At 43.1% G+C, this 23,069-nt stretch carries 26 protein-coding genes and 1 pseudogene; 13 read left to right on the plus strand and 14 right to left on the minus strand.

Going from position 1 to position 23,069, the window contains the following annotated elements:
* The first annotated feature begins 230 nt into the window (after positions 1-230).
* The 3 genes from KAU88_02120 to KAU88_02130 are packed head-to-tail and all read left to right on the plus strand — an operon-like array spanning position 231 to position 2,258.
* Positions 231-665 carry a hypothetical protein gene (locus KAU88_02120; protein ID MCK4477308.1) on the plus strand — a complete coding sequence of 145 codons (435 nt, stop codon included), beginning with the start codon at positions 231-233 and terminating at the stop codon, positions 663-665.
* 12 nt (positions 666-677) lie between these two features.
* A complete protein-coding gene (locus tag KAU88_02125) occupies positions 678-1,877 on the plus strand; it encodes a GMP synthase (GenBank protein ID MCK4477309.1) in 1,200 nt (399 codons plus the stop codon).
* A 57-nt stretch (positions 1,878-1,934) separates the two neighbouring features.
* Complete coding sequence (locus tag KAU88_02130; protein MCK4477310.1) at positions 1,935-2,258, plus strand: arcadin 1; 324 nt, start codon at positions 1,935-1,937, stop codon at positions 2,256-2,258.
* On the opposite strand, the gene KAU88_02135 is transcribed toward KAU88_02130, so the two are convergent.
* The 5 genes and pseudogenes from KAU88_02135 to KAU88_02155 all read right to left on the minus strand — a co-directional run bounded on the left by KAU88_02135 (position 2,255) and on the right by KAU88_02155 (position 5,377).
* A complete protein-coding gene (locus KAU88_02135; GenBank protein ID MCK4477311.1) occupies positions 2,255-2,581 on the minus strand; it encodes a hypothetical protein in 327 nt (108 codons plus the stop codon). The genes KAU88_02130 and KAU88_02135 overlap by 4 nt on opposite strands.
* 144 nt (positions 2,582-2,725) lie before the next feature.
* The gene (locus KAU88_02140) at positions 2,726-3,376 is read right to left on the minus strand and encodes a hypothetical protein (protein MCK4477312.1); all 651 of its coding nucleotides are present in this window, start codon (positions 3,374-3,376) and stop codon (positions 2,726-2,728) included.
* Between the two features lie 51 nt (positions 3,377-3,427).
* A pseudogene (locus KAU88_02145) lies at positions 3,428-3,583 on the minus strand (hypothetical protein).
* Complete coding sequence (locus tag KAU88_02150) at positions 3,580-4,017, minus strand: hypothetical protein (GenBank protein MCK4477313.1); 438 nt, start codon at positions 4,015-4,017, stop codon at positions 3,580-3,582. The pseudogene KAU88_02145 and the gene KAU88_02150 overlap by 4 nt, the downstream one beginning before the upstream one ends.
* A gap of 190 nt (positions 4,018-4,207) precedes the next feature.
* On the minus strand, positions 4,208-5,377 hold the full coding sequence (locus KAU88_02155; protein ID MCK4477314.1) for an MFS transporter: 1,170 nt from the start codon (positions 5,375-5,377) through the stop codon (positions 4,208-4,210).
* A gap of 113 nt (positions 5,378-5,490) precedes the next feature.
* On the opposite strand from KAU88_02155, the gene KAU88_02160 reads away from it, so the two are divergent.
* Positions 5,491-5,766 (plus strand): acylphosphatase, encoded by a 276-nt coding sequence (locus KAU88_02160; protein MCK4477315.1) that lies wholly within the window; start codon positions 5,491-5,493, stop codon positions 5,764-5,766.
* A gap of 15 nt (positions 5,767-5,781) precedes the next feature.
* Here KAU88_02160 and KAU88_02165 read toward each other — a convergent pair whose 3' ends face one another.
* On the minus strand, positions 5,782-6,183 hold the full coding sequence (locus KAU88_02165) for a hypothetical protein (GenBank protein MCK4477316.1): 402 nt from the start codon (positions 6,181-6,183) through the stop codon (positions 5,782-5,784).
* A gap of 128 nt (positions 6,184-6,311) precedes the next feature.
* Between KAU88_02165 and KAU88_02170 the strand changes: the two genes are divergently transcribed.
* The gene (locus tag KAU88_02170; protein ID MCK4477317.1) at positions 6,312-7,352 is read left to right on the plus strand and encodes an RNA 3'-terminal phosphate cyclase; all 1,041 of its coding nucleotides are present in this window, start codon (positions 6,312-6,314) and stop codon (positions 7,350-7,352) included.
* 91 nt (positions 7,353-7,443) lie between these two features.
* Positions 7,444-8,409: a M48 family metalloprotease gene (locus KAU88_02175; protein ID MCK4477318.1), complete on the plus strand. Its 966-nt coding sequence runs from the start codon at positions 7,444-7,446 to the stop codon at positions 8,407-8,409.
* Positions 8,410-8,419: 10 nt separating this feature from the next.
* On the opposite strand, the gene hutH is transcribed toward KAU88_02175, so the two are convergent.
* From hutH to KAU88_02200, 5 genes are all read right to left on the minus strand, one after another.
* Positions 8,420-9,952: a histidine ammonia-lyase gene (gene hutH, locus KAU88_02180; protein MCK4477319.1), complete on the minus strand. Its 1,533-nt coding sequence runs from the start codon at positions 9,950-9,952 to the stop codon at positions 8,420-8,422.
* Between the two features lie 15 nt (positions 9,953-9,967).
* Positions 9,968-11,626, minus strand: a complete 1,659-nt coding sequence (gene hutU, locus KAU88_02185) for a urocanate hydratase (protein MCK4477320.1) — start codon at positions 11,624-11,626, stop codon at positions 9,968-9,970.
* A gap of 139 nt (positions 11,627-11,765) precedes the next feature.
* A complete protein-coding gene (locus KAU88_02190) occupies positions 11,766-13,037 on the minus strand; it encodes an imidazolonepropionase (protein ID MCK4477321.1) in 1,272 nt (423 codons plus the stop codon).
* 26 nt (positions 13,038-13,063) lie between these two features.
* Positions 13,064-14,410 carry a type I glutamate--ammonia ligase gene (gene glnA, locus KAU88_02195; protein ID MCK4477322.1) on the minus strand — a complete coding sequence of 449 codons (1,347 nt, stop codon included), beginning with the start codon at positions 14,408-14,410 and terminating at the stop codon, positions 13,064-13,066.
* 79 nt (positions 14,411-14,489) lie between these two features.
* Positions 14,490-15,398 (minus strand): formylmethanofuran--tetrahydromethanopterin N-formyltransferase, encoded by a 909-nt coding sequence (locus tag KAU88_02200; protein ID MCK4477323.1) that lies wholly within the window; start codon positions 15,396-15,398, stop codon positions 14,490-14,492.
* A gap of 227 nt (positions 15,399-15,625) precedes the next feature.
* Here KAU88_02200 and KAU88_02205 point away from each other — a divergent pair, with 227 nt between their 5' ends.
* Complete coding sequence (locus tag KAU88_02205) at positions 15,626-16,174, plus strand: phosphoribosyltransferase (GenBank protein MCK4477324.1); 549 nt, start codon at positions 15,626-15,628, stop codon at positions 16,172-16,174.
* Positions 16,171-16,734, plus strand: coding sequence for a hypothetical protein (locus tag KAU88_02210; protein ID MCK4477325.1), 564 nt, complete (start codon positions 16,171-16,173; stop codon positions 16,732-16,734). Before KAU88_02205 ends, KAU88_02210 begins: the two co-directional genes overlap by 4 nt.
* Here the strand turns inward: KAU88_02210 and KAU88_02215 are convergent.
* Positions 16,731-17,258, minus strand: coding sequence for a THUMP domain-containing protein (locus KAU88_02215; protein ID MCK4477326.1), 528 nt, complete (start codon positions 17,256-17,258; stop codon positions 16,731-16,733). The genes KAU88_02210 and KAU88_02215 overlap by 4 nt on opposite strands.
* A 128-nt stretch (positions 17,259-17,386) precedes the next feature.
* The gene (locus KAU88_02220) at positions 17,387-19,369 is read right to left on the minus strand and encodes an ATP-dependent DNA helicase (protein ID MCK4477327.1); all 1,983 of its coding nucleotides are present in this window, start codon (positions 19,367-19,369) and stop codon (positions 17,387-17,389) included.
* A gap of 306 nt (positions 19,370-19,675) precedes the next feature.
* Between KAU88_02220 and KAU88_02225 the strand changes: the two genes are divergently transcribed.
* From KAU88_02225 to KAU88_02245, 5 genes are all read left to right on the plus strand, one after another.
* Positions 19,676-19,906 carry a hypothetical protein gene (locus KAU88_02225; GenBank protein ID MCK4477328.1) on the plus strand — a complete coding sequence of 77 codons (231 nt, stop codon included), beginning with the start codon at positions 19,676-19,678 and terminating at the stop codon, positions 19,904-19,906.
* Between the two features lie 154 nt (positions 19,907-20,060).
* The gene (locus tag KAU88_02230) at positions 20,061-20,255 is read left to right on the plus strand and encodes a rubrerythrin family protein (protein MCK4477329.1); all 195 of its coding nucleotides are present in this window, start codon (positions 20,061-20,063) and stop codon (positions 20,253-20,255) included.
* Positions 20,256-20,366: 111 nt separating this feature from the next.
* Positions 20,367-20,621 carry a hypothetical protein gene (locus KAU88_02235; GenBank protein ID MCK4477330.1) on the plus strand — a complete coding sequence of 85 codons (255 nt, stop codon included), beginning with the start codon at positions 20,367-20,369 and terminating at the stop codon, positions 20,619-20,621.
* A 132-nt stretch (positions 20,622-20,753) separates the two neighbouring features.
* A complete protein-coding gene (radA, locus tag KAU88_02240; GenBank protein ID MCK4477331.1) occupies positions 20,754-21,767 on the plus strand; it encodes a DNA repair and recombination protein RadA in 1,014 nt (337 codons plus the stop codon).
* A gap of 3 nt (positions 21,768-21,770) precedes the next feature.
* Positions 21,771-22,190: a hypothetical protein gene (locus KAU88_02245; GenBank protein MCK4477332.1), complete on the plus strand. Its 420-nt coding sequence runs from the start codon at positions 21,771-21,773 to the stop codon at positions 22,188-22,190.
* On the opposite strand, the gene KAU88_02250 is transcribed toward KAU88_02245, so the two are convergent.
* The gene (locus tag KAU88_02250) at positions 22,171-22,746 is read right to left on the minus strand and encodes a hypothetical protein (protein ID MCK4477333.1); all 576 of its coding nucleotides are present in this window, start codon (positions 22,744-22,746) and stop codon (positions 22,171-22,173) included. The two genes, KAU88_02245 and KAU88_02250, sit on opposite strands and share 20 nt — an antisense overlap.
* Between the last annotated feature and the right edge of the window lie 323 nt (positions 22,747-23,069).

A 23,069-nucleotide genomic window follows, 5' to 3' on the forward strand; every position in this document is an offset into this window, starting at 1 on the left:
GAGACTAGAGGCTTTAAGAACAAAAATTTTAGCATCAAAAATCGATGACTCCAGACTTTCCTTTATGCTTATTGAAAACGAATATCGCCAAAAATCTTAGCAAAAAGACGCGCTCTTGCTATTAGTTTTTGAGCGAAATATGGCAAAAATGCAAGTCTGCTGGAGATGTTGTCACTAGGTTAGTCTTTTATAGTTTTCAAGTTGTTTATTCTATTCTGAGAGTGTTCCGGTTGTCCAAATACGCGTGTATTCTTCTTACAAGGGAAAAGTGGTGGAATAGACGTATTGTTCAAAGTCGTGCAGGCAAAAGTGTTCAGGCTTTTGTCCGCAAAAACGCTGTAGGCCCAATAGACACAACATTATTGCTTTTCTATGTTGTCCACCCAATACGAGAGGTTAGAGGAATCGGTGACTTCGAAGAACGTGTCGTTGGGGAGATCGAAGCAGTGTGGAAAGACTACAACGAAGAGACTGTTTTCAAATCGCATGATGAATACTTGGATTTCATTCAGGGGCGAACCAAGACAACCTTCATCAGGTTTAAAAATCTGCGTGAGCTGTATCCTCCTATTCCTCTCAAAAAACTGCTCCAAGTTGTTGGAGTCTCTAGATTACCCCGAAGTGGCAAATATTTAAGCAAAGAGGCTATAAATAAGCTGCTGTGAGGTTGTTCTTTATTGCAGATTTTTAATCCACAAGAATTCGTAAAAAGACAGGTGGAAGAGATAAAGAAGCTTGTTGGAAATGAACGCGCGCTAATCGCTGTTTCAGGTGGTGTTGATAGTACAACAAGCGCCGTCTTAACCTACAAAGCAATTGGCAATAACATTCTATGCGTGATGCTGGATGACGCCTTTATGCGAGAAGGCGAGACAGAACGTATCGCCCAGCTAGTATCACAACCATCAATAAATCTGCCGATAAGAATATTGAATGTTCAGGAAAGGTTCTTGAAGGCACTTGAAGGTCTACAAGACGCTGAAGAGAAACGCAAGATGTTCCGTGAGACATTTTACAAGGTATTAGGCGAAACTGCTAAAAAAGAAAGATGCAATGTGCTTGTTCAAGGAACTATAAAAGCTGATGTAATTGAAACAACGGGTGGCGTGAAAACCCAGCACAATGTACTTGAGCAAATGGGAATAAACACGGTTGAACGTTATGGTTTCAAAGTGGTTGAACCTCTCGCGTCTCTATACAAAGAGCAAGTTCGCATAGTGGCCCGCCACTTAGGAGTTCCCTCAGAAATTGCTGAAAGGCAGCCTTTTCCAGGTCCAGGCCTGTCTGTACGAGTTGTAGGTGAGATTAAAAGAGATAAGCTAGATTCAGCGAAAAAGGCAACGGCTATTGTTGAAGAAAAATTCGCGAAGCACAAGCCTAGCCAATATTTTGCTGCAATCATTGATAACAAAACGGTTTCCTATCCTAGGAGTATGCACATTAAAGAGATTGCTGCCCGTTTTCTTAATGTTCCTTCAAGGCATTTGTCAATCAAGATTTTCGAGGCGAAAGCTACTGGCATAAAAGGTGGCAAGAGGATGTATGGTGGAATTACCGCATTGAAAGCCCAAACTGCGAATGGCAGCCTTCATAGTCCGTCTATAGCCCACCTTGTTGCCCTCCAAGCTAAGGTAACTATGGAGCATCAATTCTTCACGCGAGTACTATATACAATTAAAGAAACGTCTAAGAAACAACCTTATGTTGTCATTTTGAGGGCGATTCAAACGCACGACTTTCTCACAGCAGAAGTAGCTGAAATTTCTTGGGCAACACTGAACGAGACAGCAGACGAAATACTGAAGGCTTGTTCGAACATTTCTGCGGTTTATTATGATGTGACACCCAAGCCTCCTGCAACAGTCGAAATGGAGTAATGCAGAAACGCATAAAGCCTAATGCTGCACGATATTAAGAAATGAGGGTTCAAAGTGGTGCTTGTTAGAGTTCAACGCATTGAATCAATCCGCGACCCGGAAGGTATCCTAGGAAAGCGTATAGAGCTTGTAGAGGAACATAAGATACCGCGGTTCGCTATTCAACCAGCCACAGAAGAAGCAAGGATGGTGCAAAGCGTAGTTCAAGCCTTACAGCAACAGCTTCCTGTACAAACTATGCGAACAGGATTTAACCTGCCCAAAATCATCCTGTTCTTAACCGAGCAAGAATATGACCAGCTAAACATCAAATTCGATGTTAATCAAACCTATGAAGTCGAGCTTTCAAATCAAAGCATGAAGTTCAGCAAGGTACTCTAGGCAGAGACACATATTTCTTTTCGTATTGTCCGTAGACTTGAATGGCGTGGATGAAAAGAAAGCACAAACATCATGTTTTTAATGGCACGATAGACATCTTCTTCCTTCCAACTTTTGCCCCAGTCACAATACACAGGAATTTCATCACCCGCATCGCTTTTGTAATAGACATAAATGGAGAGAAGTTTGCTCCTTGGGGAAAGTTCTGTTTCAAGTTTCAGAGAGCTTGCAACCTTTGCAACTGCAGAACCAACAACCTTTAAGCGTTCACGGCTTGGCATACTAGAAGCGTAGATCATGAATTTTCCATTGTTTTCCAGCATTTTTTTCACGTAGGAAGACTTTCTGTCGAAGCTCTTTTAAAGAACGCGGAGCAACGTCATCAGACAAGGTGGAGAGAGGATAGTGAAACTATTAGGACGCAGAATGCGAATTTTAGCAGTGTACATGCGCTTAGCCAAGAAAAATTATTTTATGATATTGAGAAGATAAAAAACAATAAGGTATAGGGCGTAACCTATTAGAATCAGACCACTGATTGCTCTAATTTTGGATTGATGTCTGTACGTGCTTCTAGCCAGCTTCGAAATTGAGCCAGCAAAAACTCCAATACCAATGAAGGGAACAATTGCCCCTACGCAAAACACAAAGAGAGTGAATAAGAAAGTCTCAGGAAGCAGTAAAGGCATTATGGAAACGAAAATAGGTGCAATGCAAGGATCAAGAAAATAAAAGATAAATCCAAGAAGAAAAAGCCCAGCGTATGTGATGACAAACTTTCTGGCAAGCTTTTTGATTACAGGCTTTGACTGGAAGCGGCCCGTGAAAGGAATTTTAAGCACTCCCAGCAAATTTAGCCCGAAAACTAAGGCGAAAACGCATACAATCCATGTTAACGAATATTGAAGTACTGGCATTGATAGAAAAACTAACCCTAGAACCACTGCAAGAAGAATGGTTGCGGATAGAAAGCCCATTCCAAAAATCATAACCCTCGAAAAACTTTCCTTGAAGGGCGATGTCTTGCTTATAGTATAGCTCAATACGAAGGATAATAGTATGATTAGGCATGGCGAAAAAGTCTCAAAAAAGCCAAGCGTGAAGGCAAGCATGAGCATGGTTGTTAGGGCTGCAAAGTGGGAAGATGTAACCTCAATTTCGCTATAAATGTAGATGTTGTTTACTAAGTTGGTTTCATTCGCGACAGGTTCTGCTTCGGTTTTTATTGTATAGCTTCCGAGGGTTTGGTTTGTTGTGTACCAAGTGTAGATTATCGAAAGCTCATGTTTTGGGCTTAAACTCGTGACTGTCTGCGTTCCAATCAGGGATTCGTTGCAGTAAACGTTAACTTCAAAGCTCTCCTTTCAATTCCGGCATTTTTGAGGGTGACAGTGATGTTTATTTTTTCGCCAACCACTATAACGGAGTGGGAAGGCATTACCTTGATTACAGATACATCGTGAACTAACTCGTATAAATACGCATCAACTACTCCCCTTACGTAGGTTTCATTAGCATATCCCCCAATCACTTTTTCATAATTAAGTACAATAGTGTTCTGGCATCCAAGTTCTATACCGTACTGTTCAACCTTCTCTTGGCCCTCTAGAGAGAAAAAATCGATCCTCTTGACCAAGACTTTTGATCCATATTCTGTTTGAATAGCCTCTACTACTTGGTTATTATGCAGATACAACTTTGATGGCGGACATACTGGACAGGGCTCGTAAAATAAGAACTCTATGACAACTGGTTCCACTGAATGGCTCACACTAATGAATAAAGATAAGATAGGAAACAGACAACTAATGCAAGTCTCATGTTTACTCTGTCACTCTCTACGATTAGGAGTAGGCTTACACCAATTAAACATTATAGATTAATCTTCTATGCCTATCTCAATCTACTCCTCTTTTTTCGGTCATATATGCTGTCTTCACTTAAGGCGTCTAATAGCCAATGTTATCCTCTTTTATGGTTAAGAGAATAATAATCGCGGGAACGATTATCAGTGAAGACAATTTGAAGATTGTCTGAATTGGAACGGTTAGTGCAAGCCACCCTGCCAAAATGGACCCGACCGTGGAACCTATAGGAAACATGGTTTGGAGAAGAGCTATTCCCACACTTGCATCTTCACTGTCAACAAGATCACCAATAAGTGCAGTTTCTGGAGCAACCCTCAACCCCCAAGCAAATCCATAGAGAGCCATAGCTAGAATAAAGGCAATGAAACTCGCTGTTTCTGAAAACAGCAAAAACACGCCCACCAAAATGACGTATGCGAGTATGATAGGTTTCTTTCTCCCAATTCTGTCAGAGATTTTCCCTGAAGGCAAACGTAAGAGAGTATTAGATATTCCTCTAATCATAAACAAGGCGCTCACAAGAAATGGTGCGACCAATAAAACATCTCGAGTATATACAGAGAAGACCGTGGCAAACATCGACGCTGTAATTGCAAATAAAACTCTACAAGAACATAATGCTAAAACACTTCGATTCTTCAGAACCCGCCCTACAGATCCTATTCCACTGTTGTATCTTTCCACAGAGGATTGGCCTTTGCTCGATGACATGGTGAAGTATATACCAAAACCGATGGCTGGAAACAACGATAGCACCAAGAAAAAATCGCTGAAGTTTAGAAACTGTAAAAGTAGAGTGCTCAGCAATGGACCTGAAATCATGGCCAATCCGATAGATGTGAAAAAGACTCCAAACATTTTTCCCCTGCTCTTGGGAATTGCTAAGTCGTATATGGCTGCGGTAATTATTGGCGGGAAGAGAGCCACGGCAATTCCCTGCAAGATTCGAACCGCAAAAAGCGCGCCTAAATTAGATAGAAAGCCCAGAAGCAGAAATGACACAAATTGAATGGCTAGAGCAAAGAGAACTATCCGTTTTTTCCCAATTCGACCGGCAATGGTTCCTATGGGAAGCCTAAGAAATATGGAAAAGAGAGAAGGCAATGCCATCAAAAGACCCAAATCAAAAAAGGAGAAGCCAAGATCATCAACATGCAAAGGAAAAACAGGTGCAAAAGCTAGCCACCCCATCCATAGAAAGAAGCTGGTTCCCAATATTGCATATAATTCTCGCAGTTCCTCTCCATCCATAGATCATATCTCGTTGTCCAGAATTGGAGAATCGCTTAGATATAAGTTATCAAAAGAGTAATCATTGGGAATGCTCTGTAATTCCTTCATATTAAGAGAATGGAGGATTTCAGATGAAAGTTAGGGCACGCGTGTTCGTCAACGGAAGAGTTCAAGGAGTTTTCTTTCGATCAGAAACACATCGAAAAGCCCGTAGATATAACGTGACAGGCTGGGTTAGAAACCTTCCAGATGGAAGAGTTGAGGCGGTTTTTGAAGGGGAAAAAGAAAGCATTGAGAAACTAATTCAGTTTTGTAAAAAGGGATCGCTCGGCGCAAGAGTAACCAAAGCCGAAGTAGTTTTGGAGACTTATACTGGTGAGTTTGGGGACTTCCGAATAGTATGGTAGTAAAACGAGTCCTGTTTATTTTGGGACTCTAAAGTGAGAGTCTTTCCCCGCGCTGATATACTCCCCGCCTGCTTCTCGGATTGTAGACGCAATTTTTGCGAAGTTATCTGAGCCAAGAAATTGGCGAGGCGTTACTTTTATGAAGTCTCCCTTGTCTTCGAAGATAAGCATTGCTTCTAGCTCCTTTGTAAACATCATTCGAACATCTTCTATTCCTTTTTCTACAGGTTTAGGGGTTAGTACTGAAGGCGCTGCAGAAGACACTACAGGAGGCGCTACGGTTGGAGCCGCGCGCGGGCTTATGGTCTTCAGTGATTTTGCAATGTCTTGTAAGTCTTCAGAAAGTCTCTTCAAAACATCGAGGACTTCACTTAGTCTTTGCAGTATTTCTTCAGTGTTTGGTTTTGCTTCGCTCATTCTGACTTTTCTCCTTTCAAGTCTTAACTATCCGTCTTAGTCCCTCATTTATTTTGTGCTTTCCCTAGCAACACAATGTAAAATAGTCTCTTCTTGTAATCTTGAAAAGGATTGTTTGAGGGTATAAGTTGCTGGAAGTTGATGGGAGCCAAAAAAGCGGCAGCGGCACAATTCTCCGTTTATCGGTGGCAATGGCTGCAATTCTGAATGAGCCTCTTCACATATTTAACATACGTCAGAAACGCCCCCAACCAGGCTTGAAGCCTCAACATTTGGAAGCTGTGCTAACTGCTGCAAGGCTTTGCAGCGCAACCGTGAAAGGAGCTAAGCTTGGCTCTAAGGAACTATGGTTCTATCCAACCGAAATTGCAAGTGGTAAAGTGGAAGCAGAAATAGGCACTGCTGGAAGTATCCCAATGCTGCTGATAACCGTTCTTCCCATATGCGCCTTCGCGAAAAATCCCGTCTACATTCACATTTCGAAGGGCGGCACGGACGTTTCTCACTCTCCCACAATAAACTATCTGCGCCATGTTTTTCTCCCAACTCTTGGGAAGATAGGGTTAAGGTCTTCTCTTACAGTTCACAAATATGGCTACTACCCGAAGGGTATGGGCGAAGTTTCCGTTAAGGTTATGCCCTGCCCGAAACTTGCTTCTTTCAGCTTTGGAGAATTTGGGCTACTTGAATCGTTGAAAGGAGTGTCAGTTTGCACTTTTTTAGCTGACCGAAAGGTTGCTAAACGTCAGGCAAATGCTGCCAACAACCTTTTAAAAACACATGGGTACGAGGCTGACATCCAAGTTGTAAACGATTTTTCGAATCCTCTGCAGAAAGGCAGCTCTCTCTCCTTATGGGCACAAACTAGTACAGGTATTCTTGTAGGCGGCGACGCTATTGGTGAACTGAGAAAGCCCAGCGAAGCAGTGGGTAGAGAAGCTGCAGAAAACTTGGTGCGGGAAATAGAGGCTAAAGCTACCATGGACGTTCATCTTGCAGACATGCTAGTGCCGTACATGGCGTTGGCAAAGGGCGAATCGGTTTTCCTTACACGCTCAATAACCGACCACTTGGAAACCAACATATGGTTTGCTCAAGAAATTTTAGATGTAAAATTCGAAGTAAGCAAAGCTGGAAATCTGTACAAAGTAGAGAAAAGAGCATCTTGACATTTAAAGTTGGAAAGATTCTGTTTCCCGTTTTTTCCCAAAAAAAGGTTTATAAGAGAGATTGTGTTGCTGAGATTCTTCAGGTGGAAACATGAGTTCTCTTCTAAAGCTACGAGCTTCCATGATTGGAACATTAGCAGTTATCATAGGACTTTCCACACTATTCTTCACAGCTATATTGCATCTAACTGTGGGTTTCAACATCATATGGCTAATCATTTTCATAATTGGCTTCAACATTCTGCAATGGCTAATTGCACCGTACTTAATTGACGCTATCTACCGAGTACGACCGATCTCACAATCAGAAAACCCTGAACTATGTGCTAAAATAGAGCAGTTAAGCCAAAGAAGCGGCATCAAAACACCTCGATTGATGCTGGCACGCATTCCAATTCCAAACGCTTTCGCTTACGGCTCTCCTATTACAGGCACCAGAGTAGCCATTACAGAAGGGCTAATGAAGACTCTGGAGAGCGAAGAAGTTGAAGCAGTTATTGGCCACGAACTAGGCCACTTAAAACACCGAGACGTACAAGTGATGATGTTTGTCTCTATTCTACCTGCAATCTTCTACTTCATAGGCTACTCTTTCATATTCTCCTCAATGTTTGGGGGAAGAAGCAGAAACAACAGCGCTGGGGCAGCAGCAATCATCGGAATAATCAGCATCTTCCTATACTGGATACTCACTCTATTTATGTTATACTTGAGCCGCTTACGGGAATACTACGCCGACCGTCATAGCGCATCGATTGTAGAAGACGGACCGAGAAAACTTTCTGAAGGCTTGGCAAAAATAGTTCACGAAAGCGGACGAATTAAGAAGAGAATGCCAAAATCAGGACAACTAAACTCTTTCAAAGCCCTCTTCATATCGGACCCTGACAGGGCTGTGGCAGACGCGAAGGCAATGGCTCAATTCAGAGCAGGCGATAGAAGATTAGTTGAGGAGGTGTTGCAAAGAAAAGTAACGGGCGTAGACAGGTTTCTGGAATTGTTCTCCAGCCATCCAAACATTGTGAAAAGATTGAAAGCTCTTCAGAGACTTGCATAAGATAGAGGTTCTATCTTTTTAGCTTCGAAAACTCTTTATTTCGAATTAGCGATTTAACGGCCTCTATATCCTTATGAAGCACTCTGTCTTCCTCGAGGGCGGGGATCCTTCTCCTTATTAGATTGTACGCTGTCTTTGTGCCTTTTCCAAGTTTGTTTGCTCCTCTGAATTCAACACCTTGAGCAGCCGACAGAAGTTCGATAGCAACGATATATTCAGTGTTCCTGAGAATTTCCACAGCTTTTCTAGCTGCAAATGGACCCATACTCACGAAGTCTTCAAAATTAGCAGATGTGGGAATTGAATCGACGCTGGCCGGATGAGCTAAGGATTTGTTTTCTGAGGCCAAGGCTGCGGCGGTGTACTGTAATGTCATGAAGCCGCTTTGCAGCCCTCTCTTTGTTTTGTTGGAGATTAGGAAAGCAGGGAGTCCTCTGCTTAACTTTTCATCTATCAGCCTTGCTGTTCTTCTTTCAGAAATGTTGCCCATTGTGGTTAGCGCGATGGCGAGATAATCCATGGCGGCAGAGATGGGTTGCCCATGAAAGTTTCCACCAGACAGACATACTTCGTCTTGAGCGAAGATGAGGGGGTTGTCGGTTGCAGAATTAATCTCCACTCCTATTACGCTTTTAACGTAGCTTATTGTGTCACGAACTGAGCCTGAAACTTGAGGGATGCATCTTAAGGAGTACGGGTCTTGCGGGTACTTGTTTTCTTTCACCGCTTCACTGCTAGGCTTTACTAATTGGCTGCCTGATAGAAGCTTACAGATGTTTCTGGCGCTTTCAATCTGTCCTTTATGAGGTCTTGTGCCATGAATTTTTTCATCGAAAGCGTCCACTATTCCACATAGGGCTTCAAGACTCATCGCTGCTGCGACTTCGGATGTTTGCACCAAGTTCTCCGCGTCATGGATGGCAAGAGCTGCTATGGCTGTCATCATCTGAGTGCCGTTATTCAGGCCAACACCTTCTTTCATATCAAGCGTTATCGGCGAAATATCAGCTTTCTTCATGGCTTCTTTTCCACTTATAACTACGCCTTGATATTCTGCTTCGCCTTCTCCAATCATCACTAGAACCATGTGAGAAAGTGGAGCCAAGTCGCCGCTGGCTCCTACTGAACCTTTCTCTGGAATAATTGGATGAACGCCTTTGTTAATCATTTGTACTAATGTCTTCAAAGTTTCCAAGCGCACTCCAGAATGTCCCTTGGCCACCGTGTTGGCGCGCAGAAGCATCAACGCCCGTGTCACATCTCTGCTTAGAGGTTTTCCGACAGCTGATGAATGGCTTCGAATGATGTTGACTTGAAGCTGCCTTATGTCTTTAGGCTGGATAGCAATATTTCCCAAAGCGCCAAAACCCGTCGTCACTCCGTAAATTATTTTTTGGTTCTTTACAAGGCGTTCTAAGGTTTCTCGCGCTTGTTTGACCTTTTTTTTGGTTTTTTCAGGAATTGTAACCTGCGCATTGTAACGGGCAACAGTAATAATGCCTTCTACAGTTAGGGTTTCTCCGTCAATAGCTACGTTCTTCATAATCTTTCATCCATTTTAATGCAGCATGGGTGTTTTGATATTGTTTTCTCTCGCAATTGCTTTAGCTTTCTTGTAGCCGGCATCTGCATGTCTTACAATACCTATCCCTGGGTCAGTTGTCAGAACTGTTGTTAAACGTTTTTCTATCTCTTTTGTACCGTCAGCTACGATGCACATGCCTGCATGGATACTATAGCCTATGCCCACGCCACCACCGTGATGGACAGAAACCCAAGTTGCGCCCCCGACCGCGTTGAGTAAAGCGTTCAGTATTGGCCAGTCTGCAATAGCATCGCTGCCGTCCATCATGCCTTCCGTTTCGCGATTCGGGGAAGCGACGCTTCCACAGTCTAAATGGTCGCGCCCTATCCATATAGGACCAGCGAGTTCGCCTTTGTGAACCATGTCGTTTATGATTTTTCCGAATTTTGCTCTTTCTCCATAGCCCAGCCAGCAGACACGGGCTGGTAAGCCTTGAAACTTCACTTTTTCCTTAGCTTTTTGTATCCAGCGACATAGTTCCTTATTGTGGGCGAATTCTTCGAGGATTACGTCATCTAGTTTGTAGATGTCCTCTCGGGTGCCTACAAGTGATGTCCAGCGGAAGGGACCTTTTCCTTCGCAGAACATTGGTCTGATGTAGCGTTGTACGAAGCCTGGATATGCGAAGGCGTCTTTGTAGCCTGCGTCGTAGGCATGTTGACGTAGGTTGTTGCCGTAGTCGAAGGTTACTGCGCCTTTCCGCATCATCCTAACCATGGCTTTAACTTGAACTTTCATACTTGCCTTTGCTTTCTTAATGTATTCAGTTGGTTTTTCCTCTCTTAGTTTATCAGCTTCTTCCTTAGTAAGCTCCATGGGGTAGTATCCGTTAAGGGGGTCGTGAGCAGAAGTTTGGTCAGTTACAACGTCTGGTATTATCCCTCTCTTCACGAGTTCTGGATGCACTTCTGCAGCGTTACCGAGGAGCCCGATGCTTTTGGGCGTTTCTTCTCTTTTAGCGTCCATCGCCATTCCTATTGCGTCGTCAAGGTTGTCAGTCCATGTTTCCAAATACTTGTGTCTGAGTCGTCTTTCTATAGCTCTTTTGTCGATTTCCACAACTAAAGCTACTCCGTCATTCATAGTCACTGCTAGAGGTTGTGCGCCGCCCATCTCGCCTAAGCCAGCTGTTAAGACGAGTTTCCTTCGCAAACTTCCGTTGAAATGTTCCTTTGCGATTGCTGCCAATGTTTCGTAGGTGCCTTGTAAAATTCCTTGGGTGCCAATGTAAGCCCAAGATCCCGCTGTCATCTGGCCAAACATGATCAAGCCTTTCTGTTCCAACTCGTAGAAGTAGTCCCAAGTTGCCCATTTCGGAACTAACATGGAATTCACAATTAGAGTTCTTGGTGCCCACTCGTGAGTCCTGAAAACCGCTACTGGCTTACCGCTTTGGATTAGCATAGTCTCATTTGTTTCAAGTTTCTCTAAAGTTTCGACAATTTTGTTGAAGCATTCCCAGTTGCGGGCGGCCTTCCCTGTGCCTCCATAAACAATAAGCTGTTCAGAGTCCTTCGCCACCTCAGGATCCAGAACGTGGTGGAGCATGCGGTAAACGCCTTCGATTTGCCAGTTCTTACAATGCAGCTCTGGACCTGTCACACATTTAACAAGCTTCTCAGTCTTAACCAAGCTAGTTCACTGTAAACCAGAATGGTACAAACATGTTTTAATTCTTTGCCACATACATCAGATTTATTGAAAGACAGCTACCTATACGTCAAAGAAATAGAAGAATAAGTCCTCCGATTCTTTAAGGTCAACCGAAATCTTATTTGGTTCTTCGCCCCTTTTCTGCTACCAACTTCCCGTTTTTAAACACTTTTTCAGCTAGATTAATACCGTAGTGGTATGGGAAGTATTTGTGGTTGGGAGCGTCAAAAATGACGATATCTGCTCTTTTTCCTTCTTCCAAACTTCCTATTTCATGGGCGCGCTCTATAGAGTGAGCCGCATTAATTGTTGACGCTACAAGGGCTTCTTCTGTGGTCATTTTCATCTGGAGTATTGCAATAGTCATCATCATCTGCATGGATTCACACATATTTGCCGCGCTCAAATCTGTTGCCAACGCAATAGGCAATCCATCGTTGATGATTTCTCTAGCTTTTGCATAGGTACCCAAATAGCAGAAGGGAGTTGTCGGCAAGAAAACTCCGATGGTGCCTTTTTTTACTAGGGCGTCAATTTCCTCTGCTGGTGTAAAGATTAGGTGATCAGCAGAGACTACTCCTAGTTCAGCACCCAGCTTTGCCCCTCCGCTGTGGACAAGCCAGTCGGAGTGAATCCTTAATTTCATTCCATATTTTCTGCCCATCTCAAGTATTCGCTTGGATTGTTCTGCATTGAAGTATCCCTTTTCACAAAAAACATCACAGTATTCGACCAATTTTCTCTTTGCGATTTCTGGAATCCATTTTTCGACTATTTCATCTGTTAGTTGATCAACTTTGTTTTCATATTCGAAGGGGATTCCTTGAGCCAGAAAGGTTGGAATCAGGTCGATTGGATGTGTTTTGTTGAGGATGTTAATTATTTCTAGTTGTCTGATTTCGCCTTGAAATGTCATTTCGTATCCGCTTTTCGCTTCTATTGTTGTTGTGCCGTGGATTATCATCGTGTCAAGTATTTGGGTGGTTTGTTTAAGCAGTTCTTCAGTCGTTGCTTTACCTGTTTTTTCGAGTGTTGTTGGCATGCCCCCTCCCCTAGCTTTGATTTCCAAATATGGAATTCCTTTTACAGCCATGGACTCGAGTTCTTCTGCTCTTGAACCGGCGAAAATTAGGTGGACATGGGGATCGATAAGTCCAGGCGTGACGAGCTTGCGACTCGCATCTATGACTTTGAATCCTTTTTCAAGCTTGCCCAACACTTCTCTTGTAGTTCCGACAGCCACTATTTTCTGGTCCTTGACTGCGACAGCGCCATCCTCTATTACGCCAAGACTACTCATTTCTTCTTTAATTTGCGGTTTATTGCTTGTCCCCTTTAGAGTTACCAGTTCATTTGCGTTGATTATTGCGAAGTCAGCCTTTATTGCCATTATTTCCCTTCTCCTTCCATTGCAGTCTAGACATCTAAATATCTTGTTCTTTCCCACTCATGCACGGCAACATTGAAATCTCTCCATTCTTTAGTCTTGATTTCAAGAAACTTTTGGCAAAACGTAATCCCTAAAGCCTCTTGAATACACTTGTCTCCGGAAAGTTCCCTCAAAGCATCCCCTAGATTTCCTGGAAGCACCTCTATGCCTCTTTTTAACCTTTCTTTTTCGCTCATCTCGTAGATGTCTTCTTCCACTGGATCTGGGAGTTCGATTTTTCTTTTTATACCATCTAGTCCAGCTGCTAGAATAGCTGCAAATGCCATATAGAAGTTGCATGACCCGTCTGTAGGTCTATACTCCAGTCTAGTTCTCATCTCTTTTCCAGGGGGAACTCTGATGAGGGTTGACCGATTATACCTTGCCCATGAGATGTAAACCGGCGCCTCCCATCCTGGAACAAGTCTCTTGTAAGAGTTAACGGATGGATTTGTTATGGCCACCAAAGCTTTTGCGTGAGCTAGAATGCCAGCTATGAAGTTTAAGCTTATTTTGCTTAAACCATGACTCTCATCTTGATCATAAAAAAGGTTTTCAGCCCTTTCGTCCTTTATAAGAGTAACGTGAGTGTGCAGCCCAGCCCCAAATTGATCATGAAAAGGCTTAGGCATAAAGGAAGCGATAAGTTCTCTCCTAGCCGCCATTAGTTTTACAAGGAACTTAACAATGTAAAGAGTATCAGCCATCTTTAATGCATCCGAGTCTCCAACTCCAATTCCCAACTCCAATCCCAACTCTAACTCATACTTCCCTGGGGGTACTTCATGGTGGTGTTTTTCAATCAAAACGCCTATGTCTCCAAGATTTTTTACGATTTCAAGTCTCAAGTCAACACCGAGGTCTGCTGGTGGAGTAGCTAAATATCCTCCATCGTTAAGTAATTTGATGTGCCCATTTTCGCCTCTTTTAAATAAGAAATACTCCATTTCACTAGATGCATAATACTTTACAGATGACCCCAAGTTTTTCTTAGCATCAGCCATTACTTTCTTGAGGATGAATCTAGGGTCAAGCTCGAATGGTGTATTAGAATCTGGCTCGTAGATATCGCAAACTACTCTTGCAACTCTCTGGGTAAAAATATCTGGCGGCAGCACAGTAAATGTTTCTTCGTCTGGGATTAACTTCAAGTCGCTTCTACTTATGTCCACCATTCCAATGGATGATCCGTCTACATGTATGCCTCCTTCAGCTACCCTTGAGAAGAGTTGAGAGGGTATCCAAAGAGAATGTAGAATGCCAGATATGTCTGTAAACTGTAACGCTATCTCTTTCACTTTTTCCTTTTGAATCAGTTCTGTGGCTTCTGGCATGCTTGTTTCCCTGCCTAATCGAGAAGTGCTTCTCCTTTATTATATTTCTTTAATGTTTCTCTCAATTGACGTTTCTTCTCTAACTCTCAGAGTCGAAAAGGCTGCGAAGAAAAATTTTTCCCTTACCTAGCGTTCCACCATAGTTTGTAGTAGTTATTTTTATCACTTCATGGACCCTTGTGGCATTCTCTATGCCGATCTTCATTGCCCTGCTAGCGTTCTCCAGCGTTAACCCGCTCACTATAACCTCGTAAATACATTTTACACCGTCTGGAATCTTGCCCCCTTCTTTTCGAACTAGGCATGAGCAGTACGCATCATTAGTAGTAGCTATAGCGTCCTTGTACTTTTTCCCTCCAACCTTGGTTCCGGAAGCCGCAAACTTCCCAACTACATATGGAACTGTTCTTATCCCTTCAACTGCACGTTCAGCGGCTTCTAGTGCTGCTTGATCAGATTCTGCCAAGATTAGGAACATGCCACCAGCCACACCTTTGGCGATTCCGAAATCTCTTTCTACATAAAACCATCCATCCATCCTAGGTATTTTAAAAACTTTCCTTCCAAATGCATCGGTTTCCTCTTCGTATCCGTCCCCGAAAGTTTGTATAATAGTGCCTTTGATGCTAACGAATTCTTCAGCCATTTCCCTTGGCAAAACGTCAAAGACATTAGTTTTAGGGTATGGAATGACTCCTTTTCTTATTCTGACTATGAGCCATTTTTTCAGTTGCTCTAGCTTTCTGTCAAGAATTTGAACTACAAAGCCAGGTTTTCCATCTGGAGTCTCCTCAGGGTTAATTTCCGTCTCTATTGAAGCTTCTGAAGGGGGAATAGTGGCCGATCTGCCGAGGCCCTTAGCTTCCAATGATGATTCTAACGCCCATTTCCTGTTCACTGACGTTATAAGTATCCTAGCTATGCGCACCGTAAAAGTTTCACAGAAAGTGTCTTCAACTGGAATGCCATTGATTTCGAATTCTACCATCGTCACTCTACCTTCTGGCTTGTACTTTTGTTTTCATTAAAACCTTTTCAGTAGCCCTTTAAAGTTTGGGTCTCTGCGTAACATGTACCAGAATTAGTCGGTTTCTGAAGACTGTAAACATTTAAATCCAGACTTGTTTTCCTTATTCTTCTAGCTTTCCGGAGAGATTTGCAAAATTGCAGGAGGATGAAAAGTTTGAGGTTCCCACATGGGAGCAGATTTATGCGATGCTTTTAGATTTAGCTCGGAAAATTCTAGACGACGAGTTCAACTGCGATGTCATTGTGGGAGTCTCACGGGGCGGTTGGACCCCTGCAAGAGTTTTGTCAGATCTGTTGGAAAATCCAGAAATCGCCAACGTAAAGGCAGAATTTTATCTAGGTGTAGCGAAGACAAAGAGAGAACCGGTGATAACTCAGTCGGTTTCAGTCAATGTTAAGGGTAAAAAAGTGCTTGTTGTTGATGATGTTTCTGATACTGGTAAAAGCCTTCACCTAGTTAAAACCCATCTGCTTGAGCAAGGAGCTAAAAGCCTCAAAATTGCAACGCTCTATTACAAGCCATGGAGCATCACGAAGCCAGACTATTATGAGAAAACGACTCGCGATTGGATAATTTTTCCTTGGGAAAGAAAAGAAGCTTTGAGAAAGGTTATTGAAAAGTTCGAGCAAAATGGGAAGTCGGTTGAAGATGCAAAGCAGACGTTAGTAGGATATGGTTTTGACTCGGAATTGGCGGAGCGTTTTGTCAGAGAAGTGTCGGAGCGTTCTGGATGATAAAGGAAGTAGAGGGGTTTAACAAGTACATTGCTATGGCTGGCTTCAGAGATGTTCACATAAGCGATGTTGACTATATTCTCAATTTGACCCGTGAAAAGTTGAGCAGTGTAGATGTTCAATTTTTTGATGCTAGGCTGATTGCGGGATGGGAACATCTTTATTTTGCTACGCTTAATGCCTTGAAGGCTTTCAAAAACCGAACGAATATTTCAAAGAATTTCGCAGTTGAATGTCTTCTTTATGCTTCTGCTCGAAGGCAGATTAGAGTTGCTTTAGATTTAATTGGAATAAAGAAAGATTCGTCACAAATCGCTATATTGATTGTGGCGGATGGAGAAGGAGTTGCTTCTAAATCTTTAGAAGAAGCTTCAAAATTAGTTCTTGGGAAGCGCGACGACACAGTTCTCGATTTGTCAAACGAAAAAGTTGTGCGTGTTAGAAGACTCTTCGGTATCTCTGACATGGAGTTAGCAACCAAATTGGAGGGAAACGGGAAAGTGAAGGCTCTTTCTGATCTAGTGATTGAGCACATTGCCATTCTGGTTACTCAACGTTAGCTTTCAGTTTTCTCCTTCATTGTTGAGATTATGTCAGACGGTTTAAGGATTGCCATTCCGGTGAGTCCGCCTACAATTTCGATTAAAATGATCTTGTCTGGACTGGTCAGGTCTACTTTTCGTTCGATATTCATTGCAGCAGCTTTGATGATGTCTTTGCTGGATATGTTTGTGAAACGTTTCTCAACGGTTATGCGGAAGGTTTCATTTTTTCGGATTCCTGCTGAGAGCTTTGTAGCGATACTTCCGATTTCGTTTAGGTCTGTTCGTGTTACTTCCTGAATAGGGATCATGCGGAGACTATAACGGAATTCGTAGGGGCGTTCTCTTAGAATAGCGCGGAGCTTTTCAATGGCCTCTAAAGGCGGGAGAGATGTTTTCACTGCTATCAAGCCTGAAACTCCAGTCTTGTCAACTTTTGCTGCGGTATCTCCGATTTCGCCTAGTAGGTACCAAACTTCTGAGCAGGCATCTTCTTCATTTCCACGAGTAGTTGTCACGAGGAGGTTAAAATCTCGAAGCATGTCTTATTCTCTATTGTGTTGCTTTAATGAAGTTTCTGCTATTTTTGTGTAATGAATTTTTGTTGATTTTATAGGGAGATGCTCACGTGCGCGCGAGTTAAAAGCAAAAAAACAATCCTGTTAACATTTTATAAACGCGCATTGTGCGGTTCTTTCCAAAACTCTTTTATCTGGTTAGCACATTCAATTGGGCTTCTTATAGTTATCATTTCTTTCTGGTAATAGCTTGGGAGTTGCTGTTTGATGTTTGGGTGTGAAATGCGTTCGTCTAGGATTACTATGCATCCTCTGTCGTCAGTTGATCTGTGGACGCGTCCGCAGGTTTGAATTAAGCGGAGTATTGCGGGGGCCAAGTAAGCGCACATCCTGCCATTTTCAGGAAATTGTTGATCAAAGTACTTTATCAAGGCCTTTTGGTACACGTTCCAAGTGGCATAAGGCAGACCAACAGATACTACACATGTTAATAGATTGTTTGGATAATCTATTCCTTCGCTGAACTTTCCACCCATAACGCCAAACAAGGCATTATCATCAGATTCAGTTAGCTGACTCATCACCTCATCTCTCCTAGTCTTACGTTGCTCCACAGCCATGTCTCTATCCGTTTTAATCAGTGACAGAACGGCACGCATTAGTCCGTAACTTGTAAAGAAGACGGCAACGTTCCCTTCATTCGCCTTGAATATGGCCTCGATATAATCTTTCCACCTGTCAAGCATTTTGTTAGTCCTTTTTTCAAACCTTGACGACACATCTTCCGCAATTAAAATCAGCCTGTTTTCAGGTGGAAAGGGAGAGTCAAACTCTCTGAGATAGACGTCATTCCTTTCATAAAGCATCAAGTCTCTATAGATTTTTGGCGGAGAGAGAAATCCACTCATAAGGATGCTTCCATGCGTTTGTCGCAAAACAGGATCTGTTATCTCCCTTCCATCGAAGCTTCTAACCTCTAAATTGATTCTACCCTGCGGATCTCTCTTAACTAAGTGAATGTATTTCTCTCCCATCTTCTGGAAGAAGTTCTCCAAAAACTCGCCTACTCGCTGATTGTAACTGAAAATTCTCTCGTGACCGAGCTCTTGCCGTGTCTCTTTCACATGTTGTCCATATTCACGAAGGATCTCTGCCGCTTCAGAGCCAGACACTCCGCTTTTCTCAAGAAACAGGTCGCTAACTTTCTGCGGGTTGAGCTGCTTAAGCTTCTCCTTCCTTAAGATTTGTTGACCGCGTTGAAAAACCTCTTTATCCAACACATTCAGGTACTCTCGAACTAATTGCAGAGCCTTGTGTTCGAACCTCTTGGTTTCATTGAGGGCTCTGTCTATTGTGATCGTTGTTAGTCTATCAGAAAGCAATTCTCTGGAAAAGAGGGGAAGATTGTGCGCTTCGTCTATAATTAGGTAGACTTTGGTAAGGTCCACTCCTAGACTTTTTAGCATTACTTCCCTAATTTTGGAGTTGAAGACGTAATGATAGGTCCCAAGAAAAATGTTGACTTTATTTAGAACCCTTTTTAGTGCTTCATAAGCGCAGAACCCTTGCTTCGATAACAGTTTGACCGATTCCATTGGAGTAAGGAGTTTTTGGGCGCAATTCAAAGCTAATTGTTCAGCTTCCTTTTTCTTTCTGATTGTGTTCCAAAAAAACTTGCAATAGGGCTTAGTGGACGACTCGCAGTTATCCTTCAGTCTCTTACATTCCTCAAAAAAGTCAACGTATGAGAGGTCACCCTTTACACGTAGCGGGCACATGTTCTGTTTGCTGAAAAAGGACACTGCCGGGAGATTGCTCGCTAGCGCCTTTAACTCCTTTAGGTAAATGTGCAGTTGGTTTCTGGTTCTGAAACTAATGATGAGCTTGTTATCTTCAAGCTGGGGTAAAACAGCTAGAAGGGAGGCTATGGACTTCCCTATACCACACGGAGCACTTCCCAGAAAAATCTTACTATTCTTGATAGCTTCGAATGCTTCTTCAATGAATTCCGACTGTCCCTTTCGTATTTCATAATCTCTAGGAAACTGCCTACTCTTTGAAGTTTTACCTCTCACTTCCCGCGTTGCAACCTTGCCTATTCCTTTGAAGAGTTTGGAAAATTTGCTCTTCGGCATCAAGTATGTTTCACAGTAGCGGCAAAACCGACTCTGTTCATACTCTTCAAGGGAATATGTCCTTCCACAGCGTCGGCAAGCGTAAGTTTGAGGCAACTTTTTCACTTGCCATAATCTTGCTGCTCAGCAACTTATGCTTTGTTGCTTGTTTCCATGTCAATCAAAACAGGTAGCCAATAACATAAGATATAAAGCATTGTGGGAATGATAAGAAAATGGAATTGCATCGCGCGCACACGAAAAAATAAGGCAATTGAGAGAATGTTAATTGAATAAAAATAAAAGACATATGCGACTTATGGAATTATGGTGATTGAGTTGAGCCAAACCTCTCAGCCAAAAGCGCGGTTCTATACACGTGTCAATGAACAAGATTATCTAGGCATAACGGTATGGCGTGGAAAAACCGATCCAACTGCTGAAGTCATTGCTGTGCAAATTAGACGAAGGAAGGGAGACGAGTGGGAAACCGTTGGACGATTAGCGGTTTACAGGACATCGGATGGAACGTATTCGAAACTTCCTGAACGCAAATGAGTATCTCGAACTCCGAGAGATTCTCGAAGCAAGTGCTTTGTGGAACTTTGGGCGAAATAAGTGGTTGACGTGCGCAAAATTGTGTTGGTTTTCGGTGTAGGCTATGAAAGGTTAAATTATTTCTGTTTTGATTTTTTTTGGCTGTGAGGATGTTGTGAGTCTGAAGGAGCGCACTGCAAATAATGTGCACGCGACTTTTGTCGAGGAGGCGAAGGCTGCTGTTAGACTTTTGTTATTTGCCAAGAGAGCTGAGAGTGAGGGTTTACCACAAATTGCAAGTTTGTTCCGTGCTGTGACTGTGGCGGAGGGTATCCATGCAAAAAAGGCACTTTGCGTTATTGAAAGGTAATATAGAGGATACACAGAGTAATCTAGAACAAGCGTTTCAGAGTGAAGTAGGTGCTGCAGTGGTTGAGGATGTTGCGGGAGGCAGATGAGGATGGGAGGAGAGTGCTGCCTCGTGTTTTCGCAGGCTCGAGATGTTGACGAGGGACACGCACGGCTTAACAAGAGAGCACTGAATCATTTGATAGCGCAGCGAAGTACCAAGTATCACGTTTGCACAATATGCGGCTACGTTGCTGATGATAAGAAACCGGAGAACTATCCTATCTGCGGAACTCCTGAATCAAAATTTGAAAAAGTAGATTACGAGTGTGCGCTTAGCGCAAGGCTAGATCATACACTAATTCTCTTACCTGCATATCATACTTAGTTCAATGAACTTGAAATTCAATAGTTTCAGTGGTCTCTCCCAGTAAAATATGCTCTAATTCTTCGTGCAACTTAAATATACCAAACATCAAATTGTTCCCTTGTCCATGTACACAAAGGGCAGTCACCTAAAATGACAGTTACAGAAGAAACCGAATCCACAAGCCCTCAACCTAAGAAACAGTATGAATGCTTAGAGGACCTCCCAGGTGTAGGACCCGCTACCAGCAAAAAACTACAAGAAATGGGCTTCCACACTATCGAAGCTCTCGCCACCGCCACCGCCCGCGAACTCGCACCAGCAGGCATCAGTGAAAAAAAGGCCCTAGACGTTATCCGCCACGCCCGCGGCAGCATTACCTTATCCTTTATCAGAGCCGACGAACTTTTAAAACAGCGCCAAAACATCAACAGACTCACTATAGGCAGCACAACCATAGATAACCTACTTGGGGGAGGCCTCGAAACCCAAACAATTACAGAATTCTATGGTGAGTTCGGAAGCGGCAAAAGCCAAATTTGCCACCAGCTGTGCGTCAACGTCCAACTTCCCTTAGAGCGAGGCGGACTGAATGCTGCAGCTCTCTACATCGACACCGAAAATACCTTCCGCACCGAACGCCTAGTCTCCATGGCACAGCACCTCAACCTTAACCCTGAAGAGGTAGCTAGAAATGTGATAGTCGCTGACGCATACACCAGTGACCACCAAGTCTTCCTCCTCGAAAACTCCGACAAGATAATCAAAGAAAACAACATCCGCATTATTATAGTCGACTCCCTTACGAGTCACTTTCGTAGCGAATATGTCGGGAGAGAAACCCTTGCAATCCGCCAACAGAGACTCAACAGACACATGCACAAATTAGTCCGCTTAGCTCGTGCCTTCAACGCCGTCGCAGTAGTAACAAACCAAGTCATGTCCAAACCTGACGTCTTCTTTGGCGATGCTGTCCACCCCATCGGTGGTCACGTGGTAGCCCACACCAGCAACACACGGATATACCTGCGAAAATCCGCTCGAGGACCAGTAAGAATCGCCCGCCTAGTCTCCAGCCCCTACCTCCCAGATGGCGAGTGCATCTTCAAAATTACCGAAAATGGCGTAGAGGAGGTAGATCAAGATGAACAAAGAGGAAAGCGATAAACCATGACTTTCCCTCAAGCCCTAGCCATACGCTTCTTCCAACTCATCAACAACCGCCAATTCACTGAAGCCCAAAGAGAATTACAACGAATAAAAGGAAAAGCCCCGGAAACCAAATGGGACCACGGATACTATAAAGCGTTGCAAGGCATACTCCTCGCCCGGAAAGCTAACGGCAACCAACACACTTTCCTGAAGAACATCAACCTTAATGACAAAATGGCAATTGAACAACACAAAAAGGAATTCTCAAAACACGTCAAAAGCAGATTCCACGACAACTTTGACCGCGGCTTCTTCTCAGCATGGGTTGACTATACTCAACTTCTAATTAGGACAATAGAGGAGTCAAAGCCTAAACCAGACTCTGGAGGACAAACAAGAATCATCCAATATGCAGAATCTAGCCAGAAGGTTGTGTAACATTAAAAACTACATTTAAAGAATGTAGCCAGCCTATCCTTAATGGTTGAGTTTGATTCATCTCTCCTAACTCGAAGATTCCTAACTCGATGATTCCTAACTCGAAGGTGTAAGTGTCGGGCGGCAACAGAGTGATCGTAAGAGCCCCTGAGGCAGTTGTCACATTTTGGACCACTTGACCAGCGTTATTCCGCGCCGCCACCCAGAACTTCTGCCCCTCAGCCAATCTTCCCGTGTCACTGACGTATATGTTCACTGCCACTGATGGCATGAGCAAGGTAGTGATTAAAGTCCAGGATACAAGCCATGCGAAGAAGTAAATTCCGATTCCCTGAGTCATTAGTTTTGATTGTTTTTCAACTCTCGAAAAGAACTTGAGCTTCACAATGTAATAGGTGGACATGTAGAAAAGCATTGCAAATGATAATCCTGTCAGCAGCGTGTATATATTAGCAAGGTCGGAAGTGACTGAGAAAATCACGTAAACCGCGCATAAAATACCTATAATTACTCCTAAACCAGCGCGAGTCCAGTAAATTATCTTTAGGGGTTTCATGAAGCTTCAGCTCAAACGAAACTTACTTTTTCTTATACATTCAACGGCTTCTAATTTAAGGTTTTGACTAGTAGCGAGACCAATAGCGATATTCTCCGTATTTTTCTTTTTTCGAGTTTTCCCTCATGCTTACCCAAAAAAAATTAAATACTTGGCTCAGGCATACAATTGCTCCGCTCTCGTAGTCATGACAATAGCGACGACATTCACTTTTCCATTTGTCCTCACAAGAGGAATAAAGAGAAATCCTAAACTGATGGATGGTTAGCGTGCGCGAATTTTCTTATAAACCCTTAAAGCGCTTTAACTAGTATTTGTCCAAA

The organism is Candidatus Bathyarchaeota archaeon, from assembly GCA_023131225.1.
Taxonomy (GTDB): domain Archaea; phylum Thermoproteota; class Bathyarchaeia; order Bathyarchaeales; family SOJC01; genus JAGLZW01.